Source organism: Variovorax sp. PvP013, from assembly GCF_050435945.1.
Taxonomy (GTDB): domain Bacteria; phylum Pseudomonadota; class Gammaproteobacteria; order Burkholderiales; family Burkholderiaceae_C; genus Variovorax.
This window is the reverse complement of the sequence record NZ_JBNDLF010000003.1, coordinates 339,215-356,331: the sequence shown is the minus strand read 5'-3', so window position 1 is coordinate 356,331 and position 17,117 is coordinate 339,215. Positions and strand designations below refer to the sequence as shown.

Here is a 17,117-nt window from a genome sequence, read left to right as displayed (position 1 = left end):
TCAGGCCTTCTCAATGTTCACGGTGAAGGACTTGTATTCCGGCGTCTGGGTGTTGGCATCGCCGACGACGGGCGTCAGCGTGTTCACCAGGAAGCCCGGCTTGGTGAGGCCGATGAAGCCCCAGTGGTTGGGCAGGCCGACCGTATGCACGGTCTGCCCCTGCACCTGCAGCGCCTGGATGCGTCGCGTGACCAGCGCCACGGCCTTGATGTAGCCGCGCTTGCTGCTCACCTTGACCAGCGAGCCGTTAGCGATGCCCTTCTCCTCGGCCAGCTCGACGCCGATCTCGACGAACTGCTGCGGCTGGATGATGGCGTTGGAACGCACGTTCTTGGTCCAGTAGTGGAAGTGCTCGGTGAGCCGGTAGCTGGTGGCCACGTACGGGAAGTCCTTGGGCACGCCCAGCATCTCCAGGTCGCCCTGGAACACCCGCGCGGCCGGGTTGGCGCGCGCCACCGGGTTGTTCGGGTGCATCGGGTTGTTCACCAGCGGCGACTCGAAGGGCTCGTAGTGCTCCGGCAGCGGCCCCTCGGCCATGCCGGTGGGCGCGAACAGGCGCGCCACGCCCTCGGCCGTGAAGATGAACGGCCGCACCGCGTCGGCTTCCATCGGATTGGCGTCCGGGCGGATGTCGGGGATGTCCGAGCCGGCCCACTTGGTGCCGTCCCACTTCACCAGCATGCGGCTGGCGATCCACGGCTGGCCGGTCCTGGGGTCGACCGAGGCGGCGTTGTAGAGCACGCGCCGGTTGGCCGGCCAGGCCCACGACCAGTTCAGCGCCTGGCCGACGCCGTAGGGGTCGGAGTTGTCGCGCCGCGCCATCTGGTTGCCGGCCTGCGTCCAGGCACCGGAATAGACCCAGCAGCCCGAGGAGGTGCTGCCGTCGTCGCGCAGCAGCCCGAAGCCCGGCAACTGCTCGCCGGCCTTGGCCAGCACCTTGGTCGGGTCCTTCGGATCGACCAGGTCGACCAGCGCCTTGCCGTTGTATTCCATCGCCAGCTCCTGGGGGGAGGGGGCGTGCGGAATCTTGTAGGGCCAGCTCAGGTTGACGATCGGATCGGGGAAGGCGCCGCCGTCCTTCGCGTAGGCCGCGCGGATGCGGTTGAAGATGCCCGCGACGATCTCGATGTCGCCCATCGCCTCGCCCGGCGGCTCGGCGCCCTTCCAGTGCCACTGCAGCCAGCGCGTGGAGTTGGTCAGCGAGCCTTCCTCCTCCGCGAAGCAGGTCGAGGGCAGGCGGAAGACGGTGGTCTGGATGTCGGCCGGCTTGACGTCGTTGTACTCGCCGTAGTTCTTCCAGAACTCGCTCGTCTCGGTCACCAGCGGATCGATGGTGACCAGGAACTTGAGCCTGGACAGACCCGCGACCGTCTTGTGCTTGTTCGGGAACGAGGCGACCGGGTTGAAGCCCTGGCAGATGTAGCCGTTGATCAGGCCCTTGTTCATCAGCTCGAAGGCCTGCAGCACGTCGTAGAGCTTGTCGAGCTTGGGCAGGTAGTGGAAGGCCCAGTCGTTCTCCGCCGTCGCGGCGTTGCCCCACCAGGCCTTCTGCAGGCTGACGAAGAACTTGGGGTAGTTCTGCCAGTAGCTCATCTGGTTGGGACGCAGCGGCTTGAGCGCGCGGGTCTTGTAGTAGTCGGGCAGCGTCTGCTCGCCCTCGCGCGCCAGCGACAGGTAGCCTGGCAGCGAGTTCGACAGCAGCCCCAGGTCGGTCAGGCCCTGGATGTTGCTGTGGCCGCGCAGGGCGTTCATGCCGCCGCCCATCACGCCGATGTTGCCCAGCAGCAGCTGCATGATCGCGCCGGTGCGGATGATCTGCGAGCCCTGGCTGTGCTGCGTCCAGCCGAGCGCGTACATCACCGTCATGGTGCGCCCGGGCACGGCGGTGCTGGCGATGTACTCGCAGACCTTGAGGAACTTGTCCTGGGGGGTGCCGGTGATCTTGCTCACCACCTCGGGCGTGTAGCGCGCGTAGTGGCGCTTCATCACCTGCAGCACGCACTGCGGGTCCTGCATCGTCATGTCGACGCGGGCCATGCCCTGCTCGTCGAGCGCGTAGCCCCAGGACTTGGCGTCGTACTTGCGGTTGTTCGCGTCGTAGCCGCTGAACAGGCCGTCCTCGAACTTGTAGTCAGGTCCGACGATGAACGGCGCGTTGGTGTAGTGCCGCACGTACTCGGTCTGGATCTTGTCGTTGCTCAGAAGGTAGTTGAGCACCCCCGAGAGGAACGCGATGTCCGAGCCGGCGCGCACCGGCGCGTAGTAGTCCGCCATGGCGGCCGAGCGCGTGAAGCGCGGGTCGACCACCACCAGGCGGGCCTTGTTGTGCTTCTTCGCCTCGATCACCCACTTGAAGCCGCACGGATGCGCCTCCGCGGCGTTGCCACCCATGATGAGCACGACATCCGCATGCTGGATGTCCTGCCAATGGTTGGTCATCGCGCCTCTGCCGAACGTCGGGGCCAGACTGGCCACCGTCGGTCCGTGTCAAACGCGGGCCTGGTTGTCGAAGACCAGCATCCCCAGCGAGCGGAATGCCTTGTGCGTGATGTAGCCGGTCTCGTTGGAGGAGGCCGACGCGGCCAGCATGCCGGAGGTGGTCCAGCGGTTGACGATCTTGCCGTCGGCGCTGGTGCGCTGGAAGTTGGCGTCGCGGTCGTCCTTGAGCAGCTTGGCGATGCGCTCGAAGGCGCTGTCCCAGCTGATGCGCTTCCACTCGTTGCTGCCCGCCTCGCGCACCTCGGGGAACTTCAGGCGGTTGGGGCTGTGCACGAAGTCGAGCAGGCCGGCGCCCTTGGGGCACAGCGTGCCGCGGTTGACCGGATGGTCCGGGTCGCCCTCGATGTGCAGGATGGCCGGGACGACGTTCTTCGCGTTGTCTCCCAGGCTGTACATGAGCAGGCCGCAGCCGACCGAGCAGTACGGGCAGGTGTTGCGCGTCTCGGTGGTGCGGGCCAGCTTGAAGCTGCGCGTCTCGGCCAGCGCGGCGGCCGGCGAGAAGCCGAGCGCCGCGATGCTGGAGCCGACCAGGCCGGCGCCGCTGACGCGGAAGAACTGGCGGCGACTCATGTCCATAGGGACACCTCCGCCGGACGAGGGTTGTGGTGCTTCATCGTGACTCTTCTCGTGTGAGGGGAACAAGCGAACGGAACGGAAACGGATCGTGCCTGCGACGGTGCCGCCGACGGGACGCCTGGGCGACCCGGTCGGCCGGCGCGGCCTCAGGGCTTGGGGGCGTCGGACGGGGCGGGGCGGCCGTCGCCGCCGGTCGGGGCGGTGGCGTTGCCGGTGGGCGGCGGCGTCACGTTGGCGCTCGGGGTCACGCCGCCGATGGCGGTGCCGCCCTCGCCGGGACCCTCGCGGGAGCCCGACTTGGCCACCGTGTCGCCCGAGGGCGCGGCCTTGATGCCGGCCGGATAGCCCGCCGACGGCGCTCCGCCCGAGGCGGCGGTCGGTCCGACGGACGCGCCGCCGGCCGACGGCGCGGGCGGCGAGGAGGGCTTGCGGTCGCAGCCCGCGAGGGCCGCCAGCGCGGCCAGCGACAGGGCGGCCAGGACGGCGCCGGGGGTTCGGGAAATCGTGTGTCGTGGGGTCAAGGTTGCACTCCTTGCGCACGGCGTGGAAGCCCGCCATGCAGATTTTGAAACAGTCTAGCGACAGGTCCTTATCCCTGTCTCGCGATCAACCCGGAACCGCCCGGCCCTTTGCCCCTCGGCTATCGTGGGCGCGATGAACCCCTCCCTCCGTCTCGGTTGGCGCACGCTGTGGCGCGACCTGCGCGCCGGCGAACTGCGCCTGCTCATCGTGGCCGTCGTGCTGGCCGTGGCGGCGCTGACCGCCGTCGGCTTCTTCGCCGACCGGCTCAAGGGCGGCCTGCAGCGCGACGCCCGCCAGCTGCTGGGCGGCGACGCCGTGCTGGTCACCGACAGCGCGACGCCCGCCGCCTTCACCGCGCGGGCCGGCACGCTGGGGCTGGAGGGCGCCATGACCTACGGCTTCCCGACCATGGCGCGCGCCACCGACGCCCAGGGCGGGGCCAGCAAGCTGGTGTCGCTCAAGGCCGTCGCCGCCGGCTATCCGCTGCGCGGCACCTTGCTGACCGCCACGGCGGCCGACGCCCCCGGCCAGGCCACGCGCGACGTCCCGGCCCCCGGCGAGGCCTGGGTCGACGCCTCGCTGCTCGACGCCCTGGGCCTGCGCGTGGGCGATCCGCTGCTGCTGGGCGACGCCAGCCTGCGCGTCGCGCGCGTGATCGTGCTGGAGCCCGACCGTGGCGGCGGCTTCATGAGCTTCTCGCCGCGCGTGATGCTCAACCAGGCCGACGTGGCGCGCACCGCGCTGGTCCAGCCGGCCAGCCGCGTGACCTACCGCTTCGCCGTCGCCGGGCCGGACGCCGCCGTCCGGACCTTCACCCAGGCCACCGAGGCCGAACTGAAGAAGGGCGGGCTGCGCGGCGCGCGGCTCGAGTCCTTCGAGAGCGGCCGCCCGGAGATGCGCCAGACGCTCGACCGGGCCGAGAAATTCCTCAACCTCGTGGCGCTGCTGGCCGCCCTGCTGAGCGCCGTGGCGGTGGCGCTGGCCGCGCGCGGCTTCGCGGCCAGCCACCTCGACGACTGCGCCATGCTGCGCGTGCTCGGCCAGAGCCAGCGCACCATCGCCGGCGCCTATGCCTTCGAGTTCGCGCTCGTCGGCCTGGGCGCCAGCGCGCTGGGCGTGGCGATCGGCTTCGCCGTCCACTACGCCTTCGTGCTGCTGCTCGCCGGCCTGGTCGAGACGGCGCTGCCCGCGCCGACCCTGCGACCGGCCGCCTTCGGCATCGGCATGGGGCTGACGCTGCTGTTCACCTTCGGTCTGCCGCCGGTGCTGCAGCTCGCCCGGGTGCCGCCGCTGCGCGTCATCCGGCGCGACGTCGGCGGGCTCAAGCCGGCCTCGCTGGCGGTGCTGGGCGTGGGCGCGCTGGGCTTCGTCGCGTTGCTGCTGGCGGCCAGCAGCGACCTGAAGCTGGGGCTGATCGCCGTCGGCGGCTTCGCCGGCGCGGTGGCGGTGTTCGCGCTGCTGAGCTGGGTGGCGGTCAAGGTGCTGCGCCGCGCCGTCAACGAGGCCACCGCGCCGCGCTGGCTGGTGCTGGCGACGCGGCAGATCTCGGCCCGGCCGGCCTACGCGGTGGTGCAGGTCAGCGCGCTGGCGGTCGGCCTGCTGGCCCTGGTGCTGCTGGTGCTGCTGCGCACCGACCTGGTCGCCAGCTGGCGCCAGGCGACGCCGCCGGACGCGCCCAACCGCTTCGTCATCAACGTCATGCCCGACCAGAGCGAGGCCTTCCAGCAGTCGCTGCGCGACGGCGGCGTCAGGGGCTTCGACTGGTATCCGATGATCCGCGGCCGGCTGGTGGCCATCAACGGCCGCGCGGTCGGCCCCGACGACTACGCCGAGGACCGCGCCAAGCGCCTGGTCGACCGCGAGTTCAACCTCAGCAACAGCGCCGAGGCGCCGCCGCACAACCAGATCGCGGCCGGCGCCTGGACGACCGGCGCGCCCGGCGAGGTCAGCGTCGAGGACGGCCTGGCCGAGACCCTGGGCCTGAAGCTGGGCGACACCCTGCGCTTCGACATCGGGGGCACGCCCAACGAGTCGCGCATCACCTCGCTGCGCAAGGTCGACTGGGGCTCGCTGCATGCCAACTTCTTCGTCATGTACACGACCGCGAAGCTGGCCGACGACATCCCGGTGACCTACATGGGCGCCTTCCGCGCGCCGGAGACCCAGGGCTTCGACAACGCCTTGGTGCGCGCCTACCCGAACGTGACCAACGTCGACATGAGCGCCACCATCGGCCAGGTCCAGCGCGTGCTCGACCAGGTGATCCGGGCGGTCGAGTTCCTGTTCGGCTTCACGCTGGCGGCCGGGCTGGTGGTGCTGTTCGCCGCCGTCACCGCCACGCGCGAGGAGCGGGCGCGGGAATTCGCCGTGATGCGCGCCGTCGGCGCCCGCGCCAGCCTGCTGCGGCAGGTGCAGCGCGCCGAGCTGGCGGGCGTCGGCCTGCTGGCGGGCTTCCTGGCGAGCATCGCCGCCTCGGCCATCGGCTGGGGGCTGGCGCGCTACGTCTTCGACTTCGCCTGGACGGCCTCGCCGCTGGTGCCGGTCGCCGGCGCGCTGGCCGGTGCCGTGCTGGCGCTCGCCGCCGGCTGGTGGGGCCTGCGCGACATCCTGCGCCGCCCCGTGGTGGAAACCCTGCGCAGGGGATGATCGACGTCATGCAGATCCAGGACAAACCGCCGTTCGACACGCCCTTCGAATGGATCGGGGGCGAGGAGCGGGTGAGGGCGCTGGTCGACCGCTTCTACGACCTGATGGAGCTGGAGCCGGCCTACGCGCGCTTGCGCGCGGTGCATGGCACGACGCTGGAGAACGCGCGGCAGCGCCTGTTCTGGTTCCTGTGCGGCTGGCTGGGCGGGCCGCAGCACTACACCGACCGCTTCGGCCACCCGATGCTGCGCGCGCGCCACCTGCCGCGCAGCATCGGCGGCCACGCGATCGGCATCCGCGAGCGCGACGAATGGCTCGCCTGCATGGACCAGGCGATGGGCGACATCGCCGTCGACCCGCCATTGCGCGAGCGTCTGCGCGGCTCGTTCTTCCAGACGGCGGACTGGATGCGGACCTGAGGTCCCGACCGGGCCGGCGCTAGCGCTTGACGGGCGCCAGCAGCACGACCAGCGCCCCGGCACCGCCCTCGGCCGGCTTGGCCTGCACGAAGGCCAGCACCTCGTTCTTCTGGATCAGCCAGCGCTGGGTCTTGGTCTTGAGCACCGGCTGCTTGCCGGGCGACCCGAGCCCCTTGCCGTGGACCACGCGCACGCAGCGCACGCCCTGGCGGTTGGCGGTGCGGATGAAGGCGCCCAGGGCCTCGCGCGCCTCGTCGCTGCGCATGCCGTGCAGGTCGAGCTGCTGCTGGATCGTCCACTCGCCCGCGCGCAGGCGCCGTGTGATCTCGGTGCCGATGCCCGGGCGGCGGAAGCTCATGGCGTCGTCGACGTCGAGCAACGTCTCGACGTCGAACTCGTCGGAGAGCGACTCGCGCAGCACGCGCTGCTCGTCGAGCTGGTGCTGCACGGGGATCGGCGGCGGCGGCGCGGGCGCCAGCGGCACCGGGGCGACGCGGCGCAGCGGCTGCGTGGCGCCGACGGCGCGGTTGAACAGGTCGCGCTCGCTGGTCCGGCGGCGCTCGGCCTCGGTGCGGGCGGCGGCCTCGGTGGCCTCGCGCTCGCGCGCCTCGGCCAGGGCACGCTGCACGCCCTTGAGGTCGGACAGGCTCTTGAGGCCCGCCGGCTTCGGCGGGGGTCGGGGAGCGGAAGGCATCAGAGCAGTCCTTTCTGCGCCATCGACAGCGTGCGGCCGGCGCCGACGACGACGTGGTCGAGCACGCGCACGTCGACCAGCGCCAGCGCGCCCTGCAGGGTGCGCGTGAGCGCCTCGTCGGCGCGCGAGGGCGCGACGTCGCCGCTCGGGTGGTTGTGGGCCAGCACCACGGCGGCGGCATGGTGGTGCAGGGCGCGCACCACCACCTCGCGTGGGTAGACGCTGGTCTGCGTCAGCGTGCCGCGGAACAGTTCCTCCAGCGCGATCAGCCGGTGCTGCGCGTCCAGGAACAGCACCGCGAAGACCTCGTGCGGGCGGTCGCCCAGGTGCAGCTGCAGGTACTGGCCGACGGCGTCGGGCGAATCGAAGACGGCGCGCGCCCGGAGCTGCTCGGCCAGGGCGCGGCGGGCGAGTTCGAGCACGGCGGCGAGCTCGGCGCGCTTGGCGGTGCCGCCCAGGCCCTTGACGGCCTTGAGGTCGTCCAGGCTGGCGCGCAGCAGGCCGGCGAGGCCGCCGAAGCGCTCGAGCACCTCGTGGGCCAGCTGCAGCACGTTCTTGCCCGGCAATCCGGTGCGCAGCAGCAGCGCCAGCAGTTCGGCATCGCCCAGCGCGGCGGCGCCGCGCGCGACGAGCTTCTCGCGCGGGCGCATGCCCGGCGGCAGGTCCTTGAAAGTCATTGCGACGGCAGGCACGGAAGCGGCTCCCTAAAATCGGTCGGTTCAGTTTATAGGGACACCCATCTTGTCTTCGTCCACCACTTCCGCGGTCGTCACCCCCGGTTCCTTCCTCACGCTGCACTACCGGCTGGCCGGCCCGGCGGGCGACATCATCAACACCTTCGCCGACAAGCCCGCCACGCTGTCGCTGGGCACCGGCGAGCTGTCGCCGGCCGTCGAGCAGCGCCTGCTGGGCCTGGCCGAGGGCACGCACACCAGTTTCGACCTGCCCGCGGGCGCGGCCTTCGGCGAGCGCAACCCGGAGATGCTGCAATGGGTGGCGCGCACGCTGCTCGCCCGCTTGGGCGACCCCGACGAGCGCTACGCCGTCGGCGACGTGGTCCAGTTCCCGACGCCCGACGGCCAGGGCAGCTACGCGGGCGCGGTCGTCGCGTCCAACGACAGCGCGGTGCAGTTCGACTTCAACCACCCGCTCGCCGGCCAGCCGGTCACCTTCGAAGTCGAACTGATCGGCGTGCTCTGATGGCGATCGACGACATCCTCCTCGCCGAGCCGCGCGGCTTCTGCGCCGGCGTCGACCGCGCCATCGAGATCGTGGAGCGGGCGCTGGTCAAGTTCGGCGCGCCGATCTACGTGCGCCACGAGATCGTCCACAACACCTTCGTCGTCGACGACCTCAAGGCCAAGGGCGCGATCTTCATCGAGGACCTGGCCGACGTGCCGCCCGGCGCGACGCTGGTCTTCAGCGCCCACGGCGTGAGCAAGGCGGTGCAGGCCGAGGCCCGCGCGCGCGGCTTCGACATCTTCGACGCCACCTGCCCGCTGGTCACCAAGGTCCACGTCGAGGTCGCCAAGCTGGCGCGCGAGGGCTACGAGTTCATCATGATCGGCCACAAGGGCCATCCCGAGGTCGAGGGCACCATGGGCCAGCTCGCCAGCGGCATCCACCTGGTGGAGGACGTGGCCGACGTGGCGCGCGTGGCGCCGGCGCAGCGCGAGAAGCTGGCGGTGGTGACGCAGACCACGCTGTCGGTGGACGACGCCGCCGAGATCGCCCGCGCCGTGCGCGAGCGCTTTCCGCTGGTGCGCGAGCCCAAGCACCAGGACATCTGCTACGCCACGCAGAACCGTCAGGACGCGGTCAAGGTCATGAGCCCGAACGTCGACATCGTGATCGTGGTGGGCAGCCCGACGAGCTCCAACAGCAACCGCCTGCGCGAGCTGGCCGAGCGCCTGGGCACCGAGAGCCACATGGTCGACTCGGCCGCCGAGCTGCGGCCCGAATGGTTCGAGGGCAAGACGCGCGTGGGCCTCACGGCCGGTGCCTCGGCGCCCGAGGTGCTGGTGCGCGAGGTCATCGACCGGCTCAAGGCGCTGGGCGCGGTGTCGGTGCGCACCATGGACGGTGTCAAGGAGACACTGAAGTTCCCGCTGCCCAAGGGCCTGAAGATCGAGGACGTGGGCGGTGCCGAGGCATCCCCGGACGCGTCTGCCACGCCCGATGCGCCCGGCCGTGCCTGAGGCCGACGCCGGGGCCGCGCCCGCCATCGACTGGCGCTCCGAGATCGAATGCGCCGCCGCGCGGCTCGACGCGCACCGCGCGCGCCACGGCGCCTTCGTGCGCGAGACCCCGCTGTGGAAACTGCCGGCCGAGGCCTTCGGATCGCCCGCCGCGCTCGCCGACGCCGATGTCGAGGTCTGGCTCAAGCTCGAACATCTCCAGGCCGGCGGCAGCTTCAAGGCGCGCGGCATGATGAACCGGCTGCTGGCCGGACCGATCCCTGCGAGCGGCGTCGTCGTCGCCTCGGGCGGCAACGCCGGGATCGCCACGGCCGCCGCGGCGCGGGCGCTGGGCGTGCCGTGCGAGGTGTTCGTGCCCGGCGTCTCGCCCGAGGCCAAGCGCGCCCGCCTGCGCGCGCTCGGCGCCCGGGTCACCGTCGTGGGCGAGGCCTATGCCGACGCGCTCGCCGCCTGCCTGGAACGCCAGCGCGAGAGCGGGGCGCTGCTCACCCACGCCTACGACCAGCGCGAGGTGGTGGCCGGCGCCGGCACGCTCGGCCGCGAGATCGAGAGGCAGGGCGGCCTGCCGGACACGGTGCTGGTGAGCGTGGGCGGCGGCGGCCTGATCGGCGGGCTGGCCGGCTGGTTCGCCGGGCGCAGCCGCGTGGTCGCGCTGGAGCCCGAGGGCGCGCCGACGCTGCACCGCGCCCTGGCGGCCGGCACGCCGGTGGACGTCGAGGTCGGCGGCATCGCGGCCGACTCGCTCGGTGCCCGGCGCATCGGTGGTTTCGCCTGGGACATCGCCCGGCGTCACGTGCACGACGCGCTGCTGCTCGACGACGCGGCGATCCGCGCCGCGCAGTCGTGGCTCTGGCGCGAACTGAAGCTGGCCGTCGAGCCCGCCGCGGCGTTGCCCCTGGCGGCGCTGCGGAGCGGCGCCTGGGTGCCGCGCGCCGGCGAGCGCGTCTGCCTGATCGTCTGCGGCGCCAACGTCGACCCGGCCACGCTGGGCTGAGCGCCGACGCACGCGGCGGCGCCGGAGGAGGGCGCCGGACGCTCTCCTAGAATCGCCCGATGCTCGATATCACCCTGCTGCGCAAGGACCTGGCCTCGGCCGTGGCCCGCCTCGAAACGCGCAAGAAGAACCAGACCTTCCTCGACGTCAACGCCTTCGGCGCCCTCGAGGCCGAACGCAAGATCCTGCAGACCCGCACGGAGGAACTCCAGGCGCGTCGCAACGTCCTCAACAAGCAGATCGGTCCGCTCAAGGCGAAAGGCGAGCCGGTCGACGCGCTGATGGCCGAGGTCGGCGCGCTCAAGGCCGAGCAGGAATCGCAGGCCGCGCGGCTCGAGGCCATTCAGCCCGAGCTGCAGGCGCTGCTGCTGGCCGTGCCCAACCTGCCGCACGCGAGCGTGCCGGTGGGCGAGGACGAGCGCGGCAACGTCGAGGTGCGGCGCTGGAGCCCGCAAGGCGGTGCCGGCGCCTCGGCCGTCGCGTTGGGCTTCACGCCGCGCGACCACGTCGACCTCGGCACGCCGCTGGGGCTGGACTTCGAGATGGGCGCCAAGCTCTCCGGATCGCGCTTCAACGTCATGAAGGGACCGATCGCCCGGCTGCACCGCGCGCTCGCGCAGTTCATGCTCGACATCCAGACCGAGCGCCACGGCTACACCGAGTGCTACGTGCCCTACGTCGTCAACGCCGACTCCCTGCGCGGCACGGCGCAGCTGCCCAAGTTCGAGGGCGACCTGTTCGCCGCCAAGAAGGGCGGCCAGGAGGGCGAGCCGGTGCCCGACCACTCGGCGCTCTACCTCATCCCGACCAGCGAGGTGCCGCTGACGAACTTCGTGCGCGACGAGGTGGTGCCGGAGGCGCGCCTGCCGATCCGCCTGACCGCGCACACCCCGTGCTTCCGTTCCGAGGCGGGCAGCGCCGGGCGCGACACGCGCGGCATGATCCGCCAGCACCAGTTCGACAAGGTCGAGATGGTGCAGATCACCCATCCCGACCACAGCGACGCCGCCCTGGAGGCCATGACCGGCCACGCCGAGGCCGTGCTGCAGGCGCTGGAACTGCCCTATCGCGTGGTGCTGCTGTGCACCGGCGACATGGGCTTCGCGTCGAGCAAGACCTACGACCTGGAGGTGTGGCTGCCGGCGCAGGACACCTACCGCGAGATCAGCTCGGTCTCCAACTGCGAGGCTTTCCAGGCCCGCCGCCTGCAGGCGCGCTTCAAGAACGCCCAGGGCAAGAACGAGCTGGTCCACACGCTCAACGGCTCGGGGCTGGCGGTCGGCCGTGCCCTGGTCGCGGTGCTGGAGAACCACCAGAACGAGGACGGCTCGATCCGCGTGCCGGTGGCGTTGCGGCCCTACCTCGGCGGCCTCGACGTGCTGCGGGCCTGAGCGGCCGGACCCCGACGTCGCCGGATTTTTTATGTGCGGGTCCGTAAGAAACGCTGCGATTTGCTGCTAGAATCGAAGGCTCGACAGACACCGGAGAGGTGGCAGAGTGGTCGAATGTACCTGACTCGAAATCAGGCGTACGTGCGAACGTACCGAGGGTTCGAATCCCTCCCTCTCCTCCAGTGGCGCCTACCCAGGCGCCATTTTTTTTGCTTCCGACGCCCGGCTTTCCCGTCCGGCTTCATGAAGTCCGATTAGTCTGAGAGCGATGAATCCAATGCACTTCCCCGGGCGGATCGACAAAGGCGGCGAATCATGAAGGGCAATTCGTCCTTCGTGGGCCTTGGCAACTCGTCGTTCGCCAGCCTGACGCCCGCGCCGGCCACGGCCGACGAAGCCGAACCCTGGGTGCGGGGCGAACTCATCCGCAGCCTGATGCGTGCGGCGCGGGGCTCCTACCTGCTGGCCGCCGCGCTGATGCCGGCCATGGTGGGATTGAGCTGGGGTCACGTGCCGCGCTGGCAGCTGTTCCTGTGGCTGTGCCTGGGCATCGTCGCCACGGGTTTTCGCGTCTGGGGTGAACGCGTCTACGTTCGCGACTACGCCGACAAGGACTCGACGGCGCAGCAGGAGTACGTCGACCGCTACAGCTTCCTCTGGATGGGCAGCGCCTTCGCCTGGGGCCTGTCGATCCTGATCTTCTTCGAGCGCACGCCGATCGTGAACCAATTCATGAGCTGGCTGATCGTCGCCGGGGTCGCGACTTTCCCGCTCAACGGCCTGGCGCTCTATCCGCCGCTGCTCAAGCGCTACGTGAACGTGCTGTTCATCACCATGATGGCGGCCGTCGCCTACCGCGTGGTGCAGCTGGAGTTCATGCGGCCGCACTTCCACTACGGCTTCCTGCTGCTGCCGGTGCTGCACTGGGGATTGCTGCTGCGTTCGGGACGCCGCATCCACGAGACGGCGCGCAACAGCTTCGAATTGCTGTTCCACAACCACATCCTCATCAGTTCGCTGACGCAGCAGCGCCAGGCCGCCGTGTCGGCCGTGGCGATGAAGAACCGCTTCCTCGCCAGCGCGGCCCACGACATGCGCCAGCCCGTGCTGGCGCTGTCGCTCTACGCCGACTGGCTGCGCAACGAGCCCGAGCTGGTCGAGGAGATCGCGCCCAAGATCGTGCGCGCGACGCACGCGGTCAACGCGTTGTTCGATTCGCTGTTCGATCTGGCGCGCATCGACTCGGGCCAGGTCAAGCTGCACATCGAGCGCGTCGACGTGGCCCAACTGCTGCACGACCTCGAACTGCAGTACCGGCCGGTGGCCGAGGCCAAGGGCCTGCGCTTCCGCGTCCACACGAGTTCCGGCGTCATCCTGACCGACCCGATCCGCGTGCGCCGCATGCTGGGCAACCTGCTGGCCAACGCCATCAAGTACACGGCCGAGGGCGGCGTGCTGCTGGCGGCGCGCCAGACGCGCGACGGTTTGAGGGTGGAGGTGTGGGACACCGGCATCGGCATCGCGCGCGAGCACCTGCGCGACGTCTTCCTGGAGTTCTACAAGGTGGCCGACCACGCCGGCACGTCGGACGGCTTCGGCCTGGGCTTGGCCATCGTGGCGCGCCTGTCGCACGCCCTGGGTCATCCGGTCAGCGTGCGTTCGCGCCTGGGTCGGGGCAGCGTCTTCCGGGTCGCGTTGCACGACGCCGACGAGTCGACGGCCCAGACCCGGATCTCGGGCGCCGTCGGCTGATCGCCCGGCCGCCCCGGACCGGGCGGCCTGCGATCCTTGTCGTTACATCGAACCCGACAGCAGCCCGTGGCTGCGCGCGTGGTGCAGGGCCTGGGTGCGGCTCTTGACGCCCAGGCGCCGGAACAGGCGCCACAGGTGGACCTTCACCGTGTGTTCGCTGATCTCCAGTTCCGAAGCGATGTCGCGGTTGCTCATGCCCTTGTCGAGCATGGCGATCAGCTGGGTCTGGCGCTTGGAGAGCTTGCCGCTGGCCGCGGCCGCGACCGGCTCCTCGGCTTCGCTGTCGGCCATCAGCAGGCCGCGCAGGGCGGCGGTGAGTTCGGCCGAACTGGCCGACTTCTCGATGTATGTGTCGGCGCCGGCCTCGATGCAGGCCTCCTCCATGTCGGCCGCCGGGGAGGCCGAATACACCGCGATCGGCACGTTCGGATAGACCTCCTTGACCGCGATCACGCCCGAGCAGCCCGTGGTGTCGGGCAGCTTGAGGTCGAGGCAGAACAGGTCGGGCAGGCCGTGCTGCTTGACGGCGGCGGTCAGCTTGTCGAGCCGCTCCAGCTCCACGATGCTCTCGGCGGGCCGCAGGCGCCTCAGCACCATGACGATGGCGTCGCGCATCAGGGGGTGGTCGTCGATGACATAGATACTCATGGTCTGCTCTCTTGGTAGATGTCCCGGCCGCCTCTGCCGGCTCCGGAACGCGATTCGCCGTGGTTCAGATGCCGCCGGATGTAGTGGCAAACGTCTCCAACGCTTCGATGGTCATACGTATTGTTTCATTGTCGGCCGGTTCGAGGCGGTTGGCGAGCAAGTTCAATGCCTCGCCGCGCTGCCGCTGCAGCAACGCGATGGCCTGGCCGGCTTCCTGGGGCGTCTCGAAACCGAGGCTCTGCAGCAGCAGACGGCCCTGGGCATCGAGGAACTTGAAGTGGAAGCGGCCGTCGCGCTCGCGGTACTGCTTGAAGCTCGGCCGTGCCGCCACCTTGGCGCCCTTGGCGGCGCCGGCCTGTTTCGCCGGCTCCAGCCGGCGCAGGCCGACCGCGTGGCGCAGCTCGGCGATGAAGGGCCGCGAGATCGCGCGGGCCTTCTCGGCGCCGGCGAGCAGGATGCGCTCGATGTGCGCCGGCTCGGCCATCAGGGCCTCGTAGTGCGCGCGCAGCGGGGCGATCTCGCGGTCGACGCGCTCGAACACCACCTGCTTGGCGTCGCCCCAGCCGATGCCCTCGGCGAACGAGCGGCGCAGGGCGGCGGTCTCGTCGGCGTCGGCGAAGGCTTGGTAGAGCTGGAACAGGGCCGAGCCCTCGGTCTCCTTGGGTTCGCCCGGCGCGCGCGAGTCGGTCACGATGCCGCCGATGAGCTTCTGCAGCTGGGCGCGCGGGGTGAACAGCGGAATCGTGTTGTCGTAGCTCTTGCTCATCTTCCGGCCGTCGAGGCCGGGCAGGGTGGCGACGGCGTCGTCGATCTCGGCCTCGGGCAGGGTGAAGTGGTCGCCGTAGAGGTGGTTGAAGCGCTGCGCCATGTCGCGCGCCATCTCGATGTGCTGGACCTGGTCGCGGCCCACGGGCACCTTGTGGGCGTTGAACATCAGGATGTCGGCGCCCATCAGCACCGGGTACATGAACAGGCCGGCGGTCACGTCGGCGTCCGGGTCCTCGCCGCGTGCCGCGTTGCGGTCGACCGAGGCCTTGTAGGCGTGGGCGCGGTTGAGCAGGCCCTTGCCGGTGACGCAGGTCAGGAACCAGGTCAGCTCGGCGATCTCGGGGATGTCGGACTGGCGGTAGAAGGTCACGCGCTCGGGGTCGAGCCCGCAGGCCAGCCAGGTGGCGGCGATCTCCAGGGTCGAGCGCTGGATGCGCACCGGATCGTCGACCTTGATGAGCGCGTGGTAGTCGGCCAGGAAGTAGAAGCTCTGCACGTCGGCGCGGCGGCTGAAGCGCACCGAATGGCGCACCGAGCCGACGTAGTTGCCCAGGTGCGGCGTGCCGCTGGTCGTGATGCCGGTGAGGAAACGGGTGGGGGCGGTCGGCGTGGAGGGCGTCGTCATGGGAACGGTCGGAAAAGGTGGAGAGCCGCGTCGCTAGCGCAGCAGGAAGTCGAGCGGCGACACGAGCAGGCCGATCGCCTTCAGGCCGAAGTCCATCAGGGGCCGCAGCCACCAGGTGCCGACCACGCCGGCGAGCACCAGCGCCAGCACGATGAAGAAGCCGAAGGGCTCGATGCGCGCCAGGATGTCCTGCGCGCGGCCGCGCGGCAGCAGGCCGGCGAGCACGCGGCCGCCGTCGAGCGGCGGCAGCGGAAAGAGGTTGAAGGCCCACATCACGAGGTTGACCAGGATGCCGCCCTGCGCCATGCGGATGAAGAAGGTCTCGTCGATGCCCAGCGCCACCAGCGCGAGCAGCACCAGCGCCCAGCCGATCGCCATGACGAAGTTCGACGCCGGTCCGGCCAGCGCGACCCAGATCATGTCGCGCTGGGGATGGCGCAGGTTGCCGAACTGCACCGGCACCGGCTTGGCATAGCCGAACAGGAAGGCGCCGGAGGTCGCGAAGTACAGCAGCAGCGGCATCAGGATGGTGCCGACGGGGTCGATGTGGCGCAGCGGATTGAGCGTCATGCGCCCGAGGACGTAGGCGGTGTCGTCGCCGAAATGGCGCGCCGCGTAGCCGTGCGCCGCCTCGTGGACCGTGATGGCGAAGATGACCGGCAGGGCGTAGATCGCGACGGTCTGAACGAGTTGGGAGATGTCCACGGATCGATTGTCTCAGAGGGTCGGCGAGGGCTCACAACCCGAGCGGCCCCAGCGCGCCCCGGCCCTGGCGCAGGACGACCGGCTCGTCGCCGTCGCCCACGGGCGTCAGGTCGACCACCGTCGTCGGCTCCGACGCGCAGGCGCCGGCGTCGATCACGGCGCCGATGAGCTTCTCGAAGCGCTCGCGGATCTCCTGCGCGTCGTTAAGAGGCTCGGTCTCGCCCGGCGGGATCAGCGTGGTCGCGAGCAGCGGCTCGCCCAGCAGCGTCAGCAGCTCGCACAGCACCTTGTGGTCGGGCACGCGCAAGCCGATGGTCTTGCGCTGCGGATGGCTCACGCGGCGCGGCACCTCCTTGGTCGCCTCCAGGATGAAGGTGTAGGGGCCGGGCGTGGCGGCCTTGAGCAGGCGGTACTGCTTGTTGTCGACGCGGGCGTAGTTCGACAGCTCGCCCAGGTCGCGGCACAGCAGGGTCAGGTGGTGCTTGTCGTCGACGCCGCGCACGCGGCGCAGGCGGTCGACCGCGTCCTTGTCGTCCAGGTGGCAGACGAAGGCGTAGCTCGAATCGGTCGGCACGGCGATGACCTCGCCGCGCTGGAGCAGGGCCACGGCCTGCTTGAGCAGCCGCTGCTGCGGGTTGTCGGGGTGGACTTCGAAGAACTGTGCCATGGCGGACTCCTTT

At 70.6% G+C, this 17,117-nt stretch carries 15 protein-coding genes and 1 tRNA gene; 8 read left to right on the top strand and 8 right to left on the bottom strand.

Annotation, left to right across the window (positions count from 1 at the left end):
- Together fdnG and ABID77_RS12000 are read right to left on the bottom strand one after the other, a co-directional pair.
- Positions 1 to 3,075, bottom strand: coding sequence for a formate dehydrogenase-N subunit alpha (fdnG, locus tag ABID77_RS12005; RefSeq protein ID WP_429595673.1), 3,075 nt, complete (start codon positions 3,073 to 3,075; stop codon positions 1 to 3).
- 146 nt (positions 3,076 to 3,221) lie between these two features.
- A complete protein-coding gene (locus ABID77_RS12000; RefSeq protein WP_429595670.1) occupies positions 3,222 to 3,596 on the bottom strand; it encodes a hypothetical protein in 375 nt (124 codons plus the stop codon).
- A gap of 133 nt (positions 3,597 to 3,729) precedes the next feature.
- On the opposite strand from ABID77_RS12000, the gene ABID77_RS11995 reads away from it, so the two are divergent.
- On the top strand, positions 3,730 to 6,243 hold the full coding sequence (locus ABID77_RS11995) for an ABC transporter permease (RefSeq protein WP_429595667.1): 2,514 nt from the start codon (positions 3,730 to 3,732) through the stop codon (positions 6,241 to 6,243).
- A gap of 8 nt (positions 6,244 to 6,251) precedes the next feature.
- On the top strand, positions 6,252 to 6,662 hold the full coding sequence (locus tag ABID77_RS11990; protein WP_429596147.1) for a group II truncated hemoglobin: 411 nt from the start codon (positions 6,252 to 6,254) through the stop codon (positions 6,660 to 6,662).
- A gap of 19 nt (positions 6,663 to 6,681) precedes the next feature.
- On the opposite strand, the gene ABID77_RS11985 is transcribed toward ABID77_RS11990, so the two are convergent.
- Positions 6,682 to 7,356 carry a Smr/MutS family protein gene (locus tag ABID77_RS11985; RefSeq protein WP_429595664.1) on the bottom strand — a complete coding sequence of 225 codons (675 nt, stop codon included), beginning with the start codon at positions 7,354 to 7,356 and terminating at the stop codon, positions 6,682 to 6,684.
- A complete protein-coding gene (radC, locus tag ABID77_RS11980; protein WP_429596144.1) occupies positions 7,356 to 8,033 on the bottom strand; it encodes a RadC family protein in 678 nt (225 codons plus the stop codon). Before radC ends, ABID77_RS11985 begins: the two co-directional genes overlap by 1 nt.
- Before the next feature lie 64 nt (positions 8,034 to 8,097).
- Here radC and ABID77_RS11975 point away from each other — a divergent pair, with 64 nt between their 5' ends.
- From ABID77_RS11975 to shkS, 6 genes are all read left to right on the top strand, one after another.
- Positions 8,098 to 8,556 carry an FKBP-type peptidyl-prolyl cis-trans isomerase gene (locus ABID77_RS11975; protein ID WP_429595661.1) on the top strand — a complete coding sequence of 153 codons (459 nt, stop codon included), beginning with the start codon at positions 8,098 to 8,100 and terminating at the stop codon, positions 8,554 to 8,556.
- Positions 8,556 to 9,554: a 4-hydroxy-3-methylbut-2-enyl diphosphate reductase gene (gene ispH, locus ABID77_RS11970; RefSeq protein ID WP_429595658.1), complete on the top strand. Its 999-nt coding sequence runs from the start codon at positions 8,556 to 8,558 to the stop codon at positions 9,552 to 9,554. Before ABID77_RS11975 ends, ispH begins: the two co-directional genes overlap by 1 nt.
- On the top strand, positions 9,547 to 10,548 hold the full coding sequence (locus ABID77_RS11965) for a threonine/serine dehydratase (RefSeq protein WP_429595655.1): 1,002 nt from the start codon (positions 9,547 to 9,549) through the stop codon (positions 10,546 to 10,548). Before ispH ends, ABID77_RS11965 begins: the two co-directional genes overlap by 8 nt.
- A 59-nt stretch (positions 10,549 to 10,607) precedes the next feature.
- Positions 10,608 to 11,939 carry a serine--tRNA ligase gene (serS, locus tag ABID77_RS11960; RefSeq protein WP_429595652.1) on the top strand — a complete coding sequence of 444 codons (1,332 nt, stop codon included), beginning with the start codon at positions 10,608 to 10,610 and terminating at the stop codon, positions 11,937 to 11,939.
- Between the two features lie 92 nt (positions 11,940 to 12,031).
- Positions 12,032 to 12,121: transfer RNA gene (locus tag ABID77_RS11955), tRNA-Ser, on the top strand.
- Between the two features lie 133 nt (positions 12,122 to 12,254).
- Positions 12,255 to 13,691, top strand: a complete 1,437-nt coding sequence (gene shkS, locus ABID77_RS11950) for a surface-behavior sensor histidine kinase ShkS (protein ID WP_429595649.1) — start codon at positions 12,255 to 12,257, stop codon at positions 13,689 to 13,691.
- A gap of 42 nt (positions 13,692 to 13,733) precedes the next feature.
- Here the strand turns inward: shkS and ABID77_RS11945 are convergent, their stop codons facing one another.
- From ABID77_RS11945 to ABID77_RS11930, 4 genes are all read right to left on the bottom strand, one after another.
- Positions 13,734 to 14,339, bottom strand: coding sequence for a LuxR C-terminal-related transcriptional regulator (locus ABID77_RS11945; protein ID WP_429595646.1), 606 nt, complete (start codon positions 14,337 to 14,339; stop codon positions 13,734 to 13,736).
- 64 nt (positions 14,340 to 14,403) lie between these two features.
- Positions 14,404 to 15,732 carry a tryptophan--tRNA ligase gene (locus tag ABID77_RS11940; protein WP_429595643.1) on the bottom strand — a complete coding sequence of 443 codons (1,329 nt, stop codon included), beginning with the start codon at positions 15,730 to 15,732 and terminating at the stop codon, positions 14,404 to 14,406.
- A gap of 33 nt (positions 15,733 to 15,765) precedes the next feature.
- Positions 15,766 to 16,437, bottom strand: a complete 672-nt coding sequence (locus ABID77_RS11935; protein ID WP_429595640.1) for a site-2 protease family protein — start codon at positions 16,435 to 16,437, stop codon at positions 15,766 to 15,768.
- Between the two features lie 31 nt (positions 16,438 to 16,468).
- Complete coding sequence (locus ABID77_RS11930; protein ID WP_429595637.1) at positions 16,469 to 17,104, bottom strand: L-threonylcarbamoyladenylate synthase; 636 nt, start codon at positions 17,102 to 17,104, stop codon at positions 16,469 to 16,471.
- Positions 17,105 to 17,117: the final 13 nt, after the last annotated feature.

Coding starts and splice junctions, on each gene's coding strand:
- ABID77_RS11995 (WP_429595667.1), top strand. CDS start 3,730: ATGAACCCCTCCCTCCGTCTCGGTTGGCGCACGCTGTGGCGCGACCTG.
- ABID77_RS11990 (WP_429596147.1), top strand. CDS start 6,252: ATGCAGATCCAGGACAAACCGCCGTTCGACACGCCCTTCGAATGGATC.
- ABID77_RS11985 (WP_429595664.1), bottom strand. CDS start 7,356: ATGCCTTCCGCTCCCCGACCCCCGCCGAAGCCGGCGGGCCTCAAGAGC.
- radC (WP_429596144.1), bottom strand. CDS start 8,033: ATGACTTTCAAGGACCTGCCGCCGGGCATGCGCCCGCGCGAGAAGCTC.
- ispH (WP_429595658.1), top strand. CDS start 8,556: ATGGCGATCGACGACATCCTCCTCGCCGAGCCGCGCGGCTTCTGCGCC.
- serS (WP_429595652.1), top strand. CDS start 10,608: ATGCTCGATATCACCCTGCTGCGCAAGGACCTGGCCTCGGCCGTGGCC.
- shkS (WP_429595649.1), top strand. CDS start 12,255: ATGAAGGGCAATTCGTCCTTCGTGGGCCTTGGCAACTCGTCGTTCGCC.
- ABID77_RS11945 (WP_429595646.1), bottom strand. CDS start 14,339: ATGAGTATCTATGTCATCGACGACCACCCCCTGATGCGCGACGCCATC.
- ABID77_RS11940 (WP_429595643.1), bottom strand. CDS start 15,732: ATGACGACGCCCTCCACGCCGACCGCCCCCACCCGTTTCCTCACCGGC.
- ABID77_RS11930 (WP_429595637.1), bottom strand. CDS start 17,104: ATGGCACAGTTCTTCGAAGTCCACCCCGACAACCCGCAGCAGCGGCTG.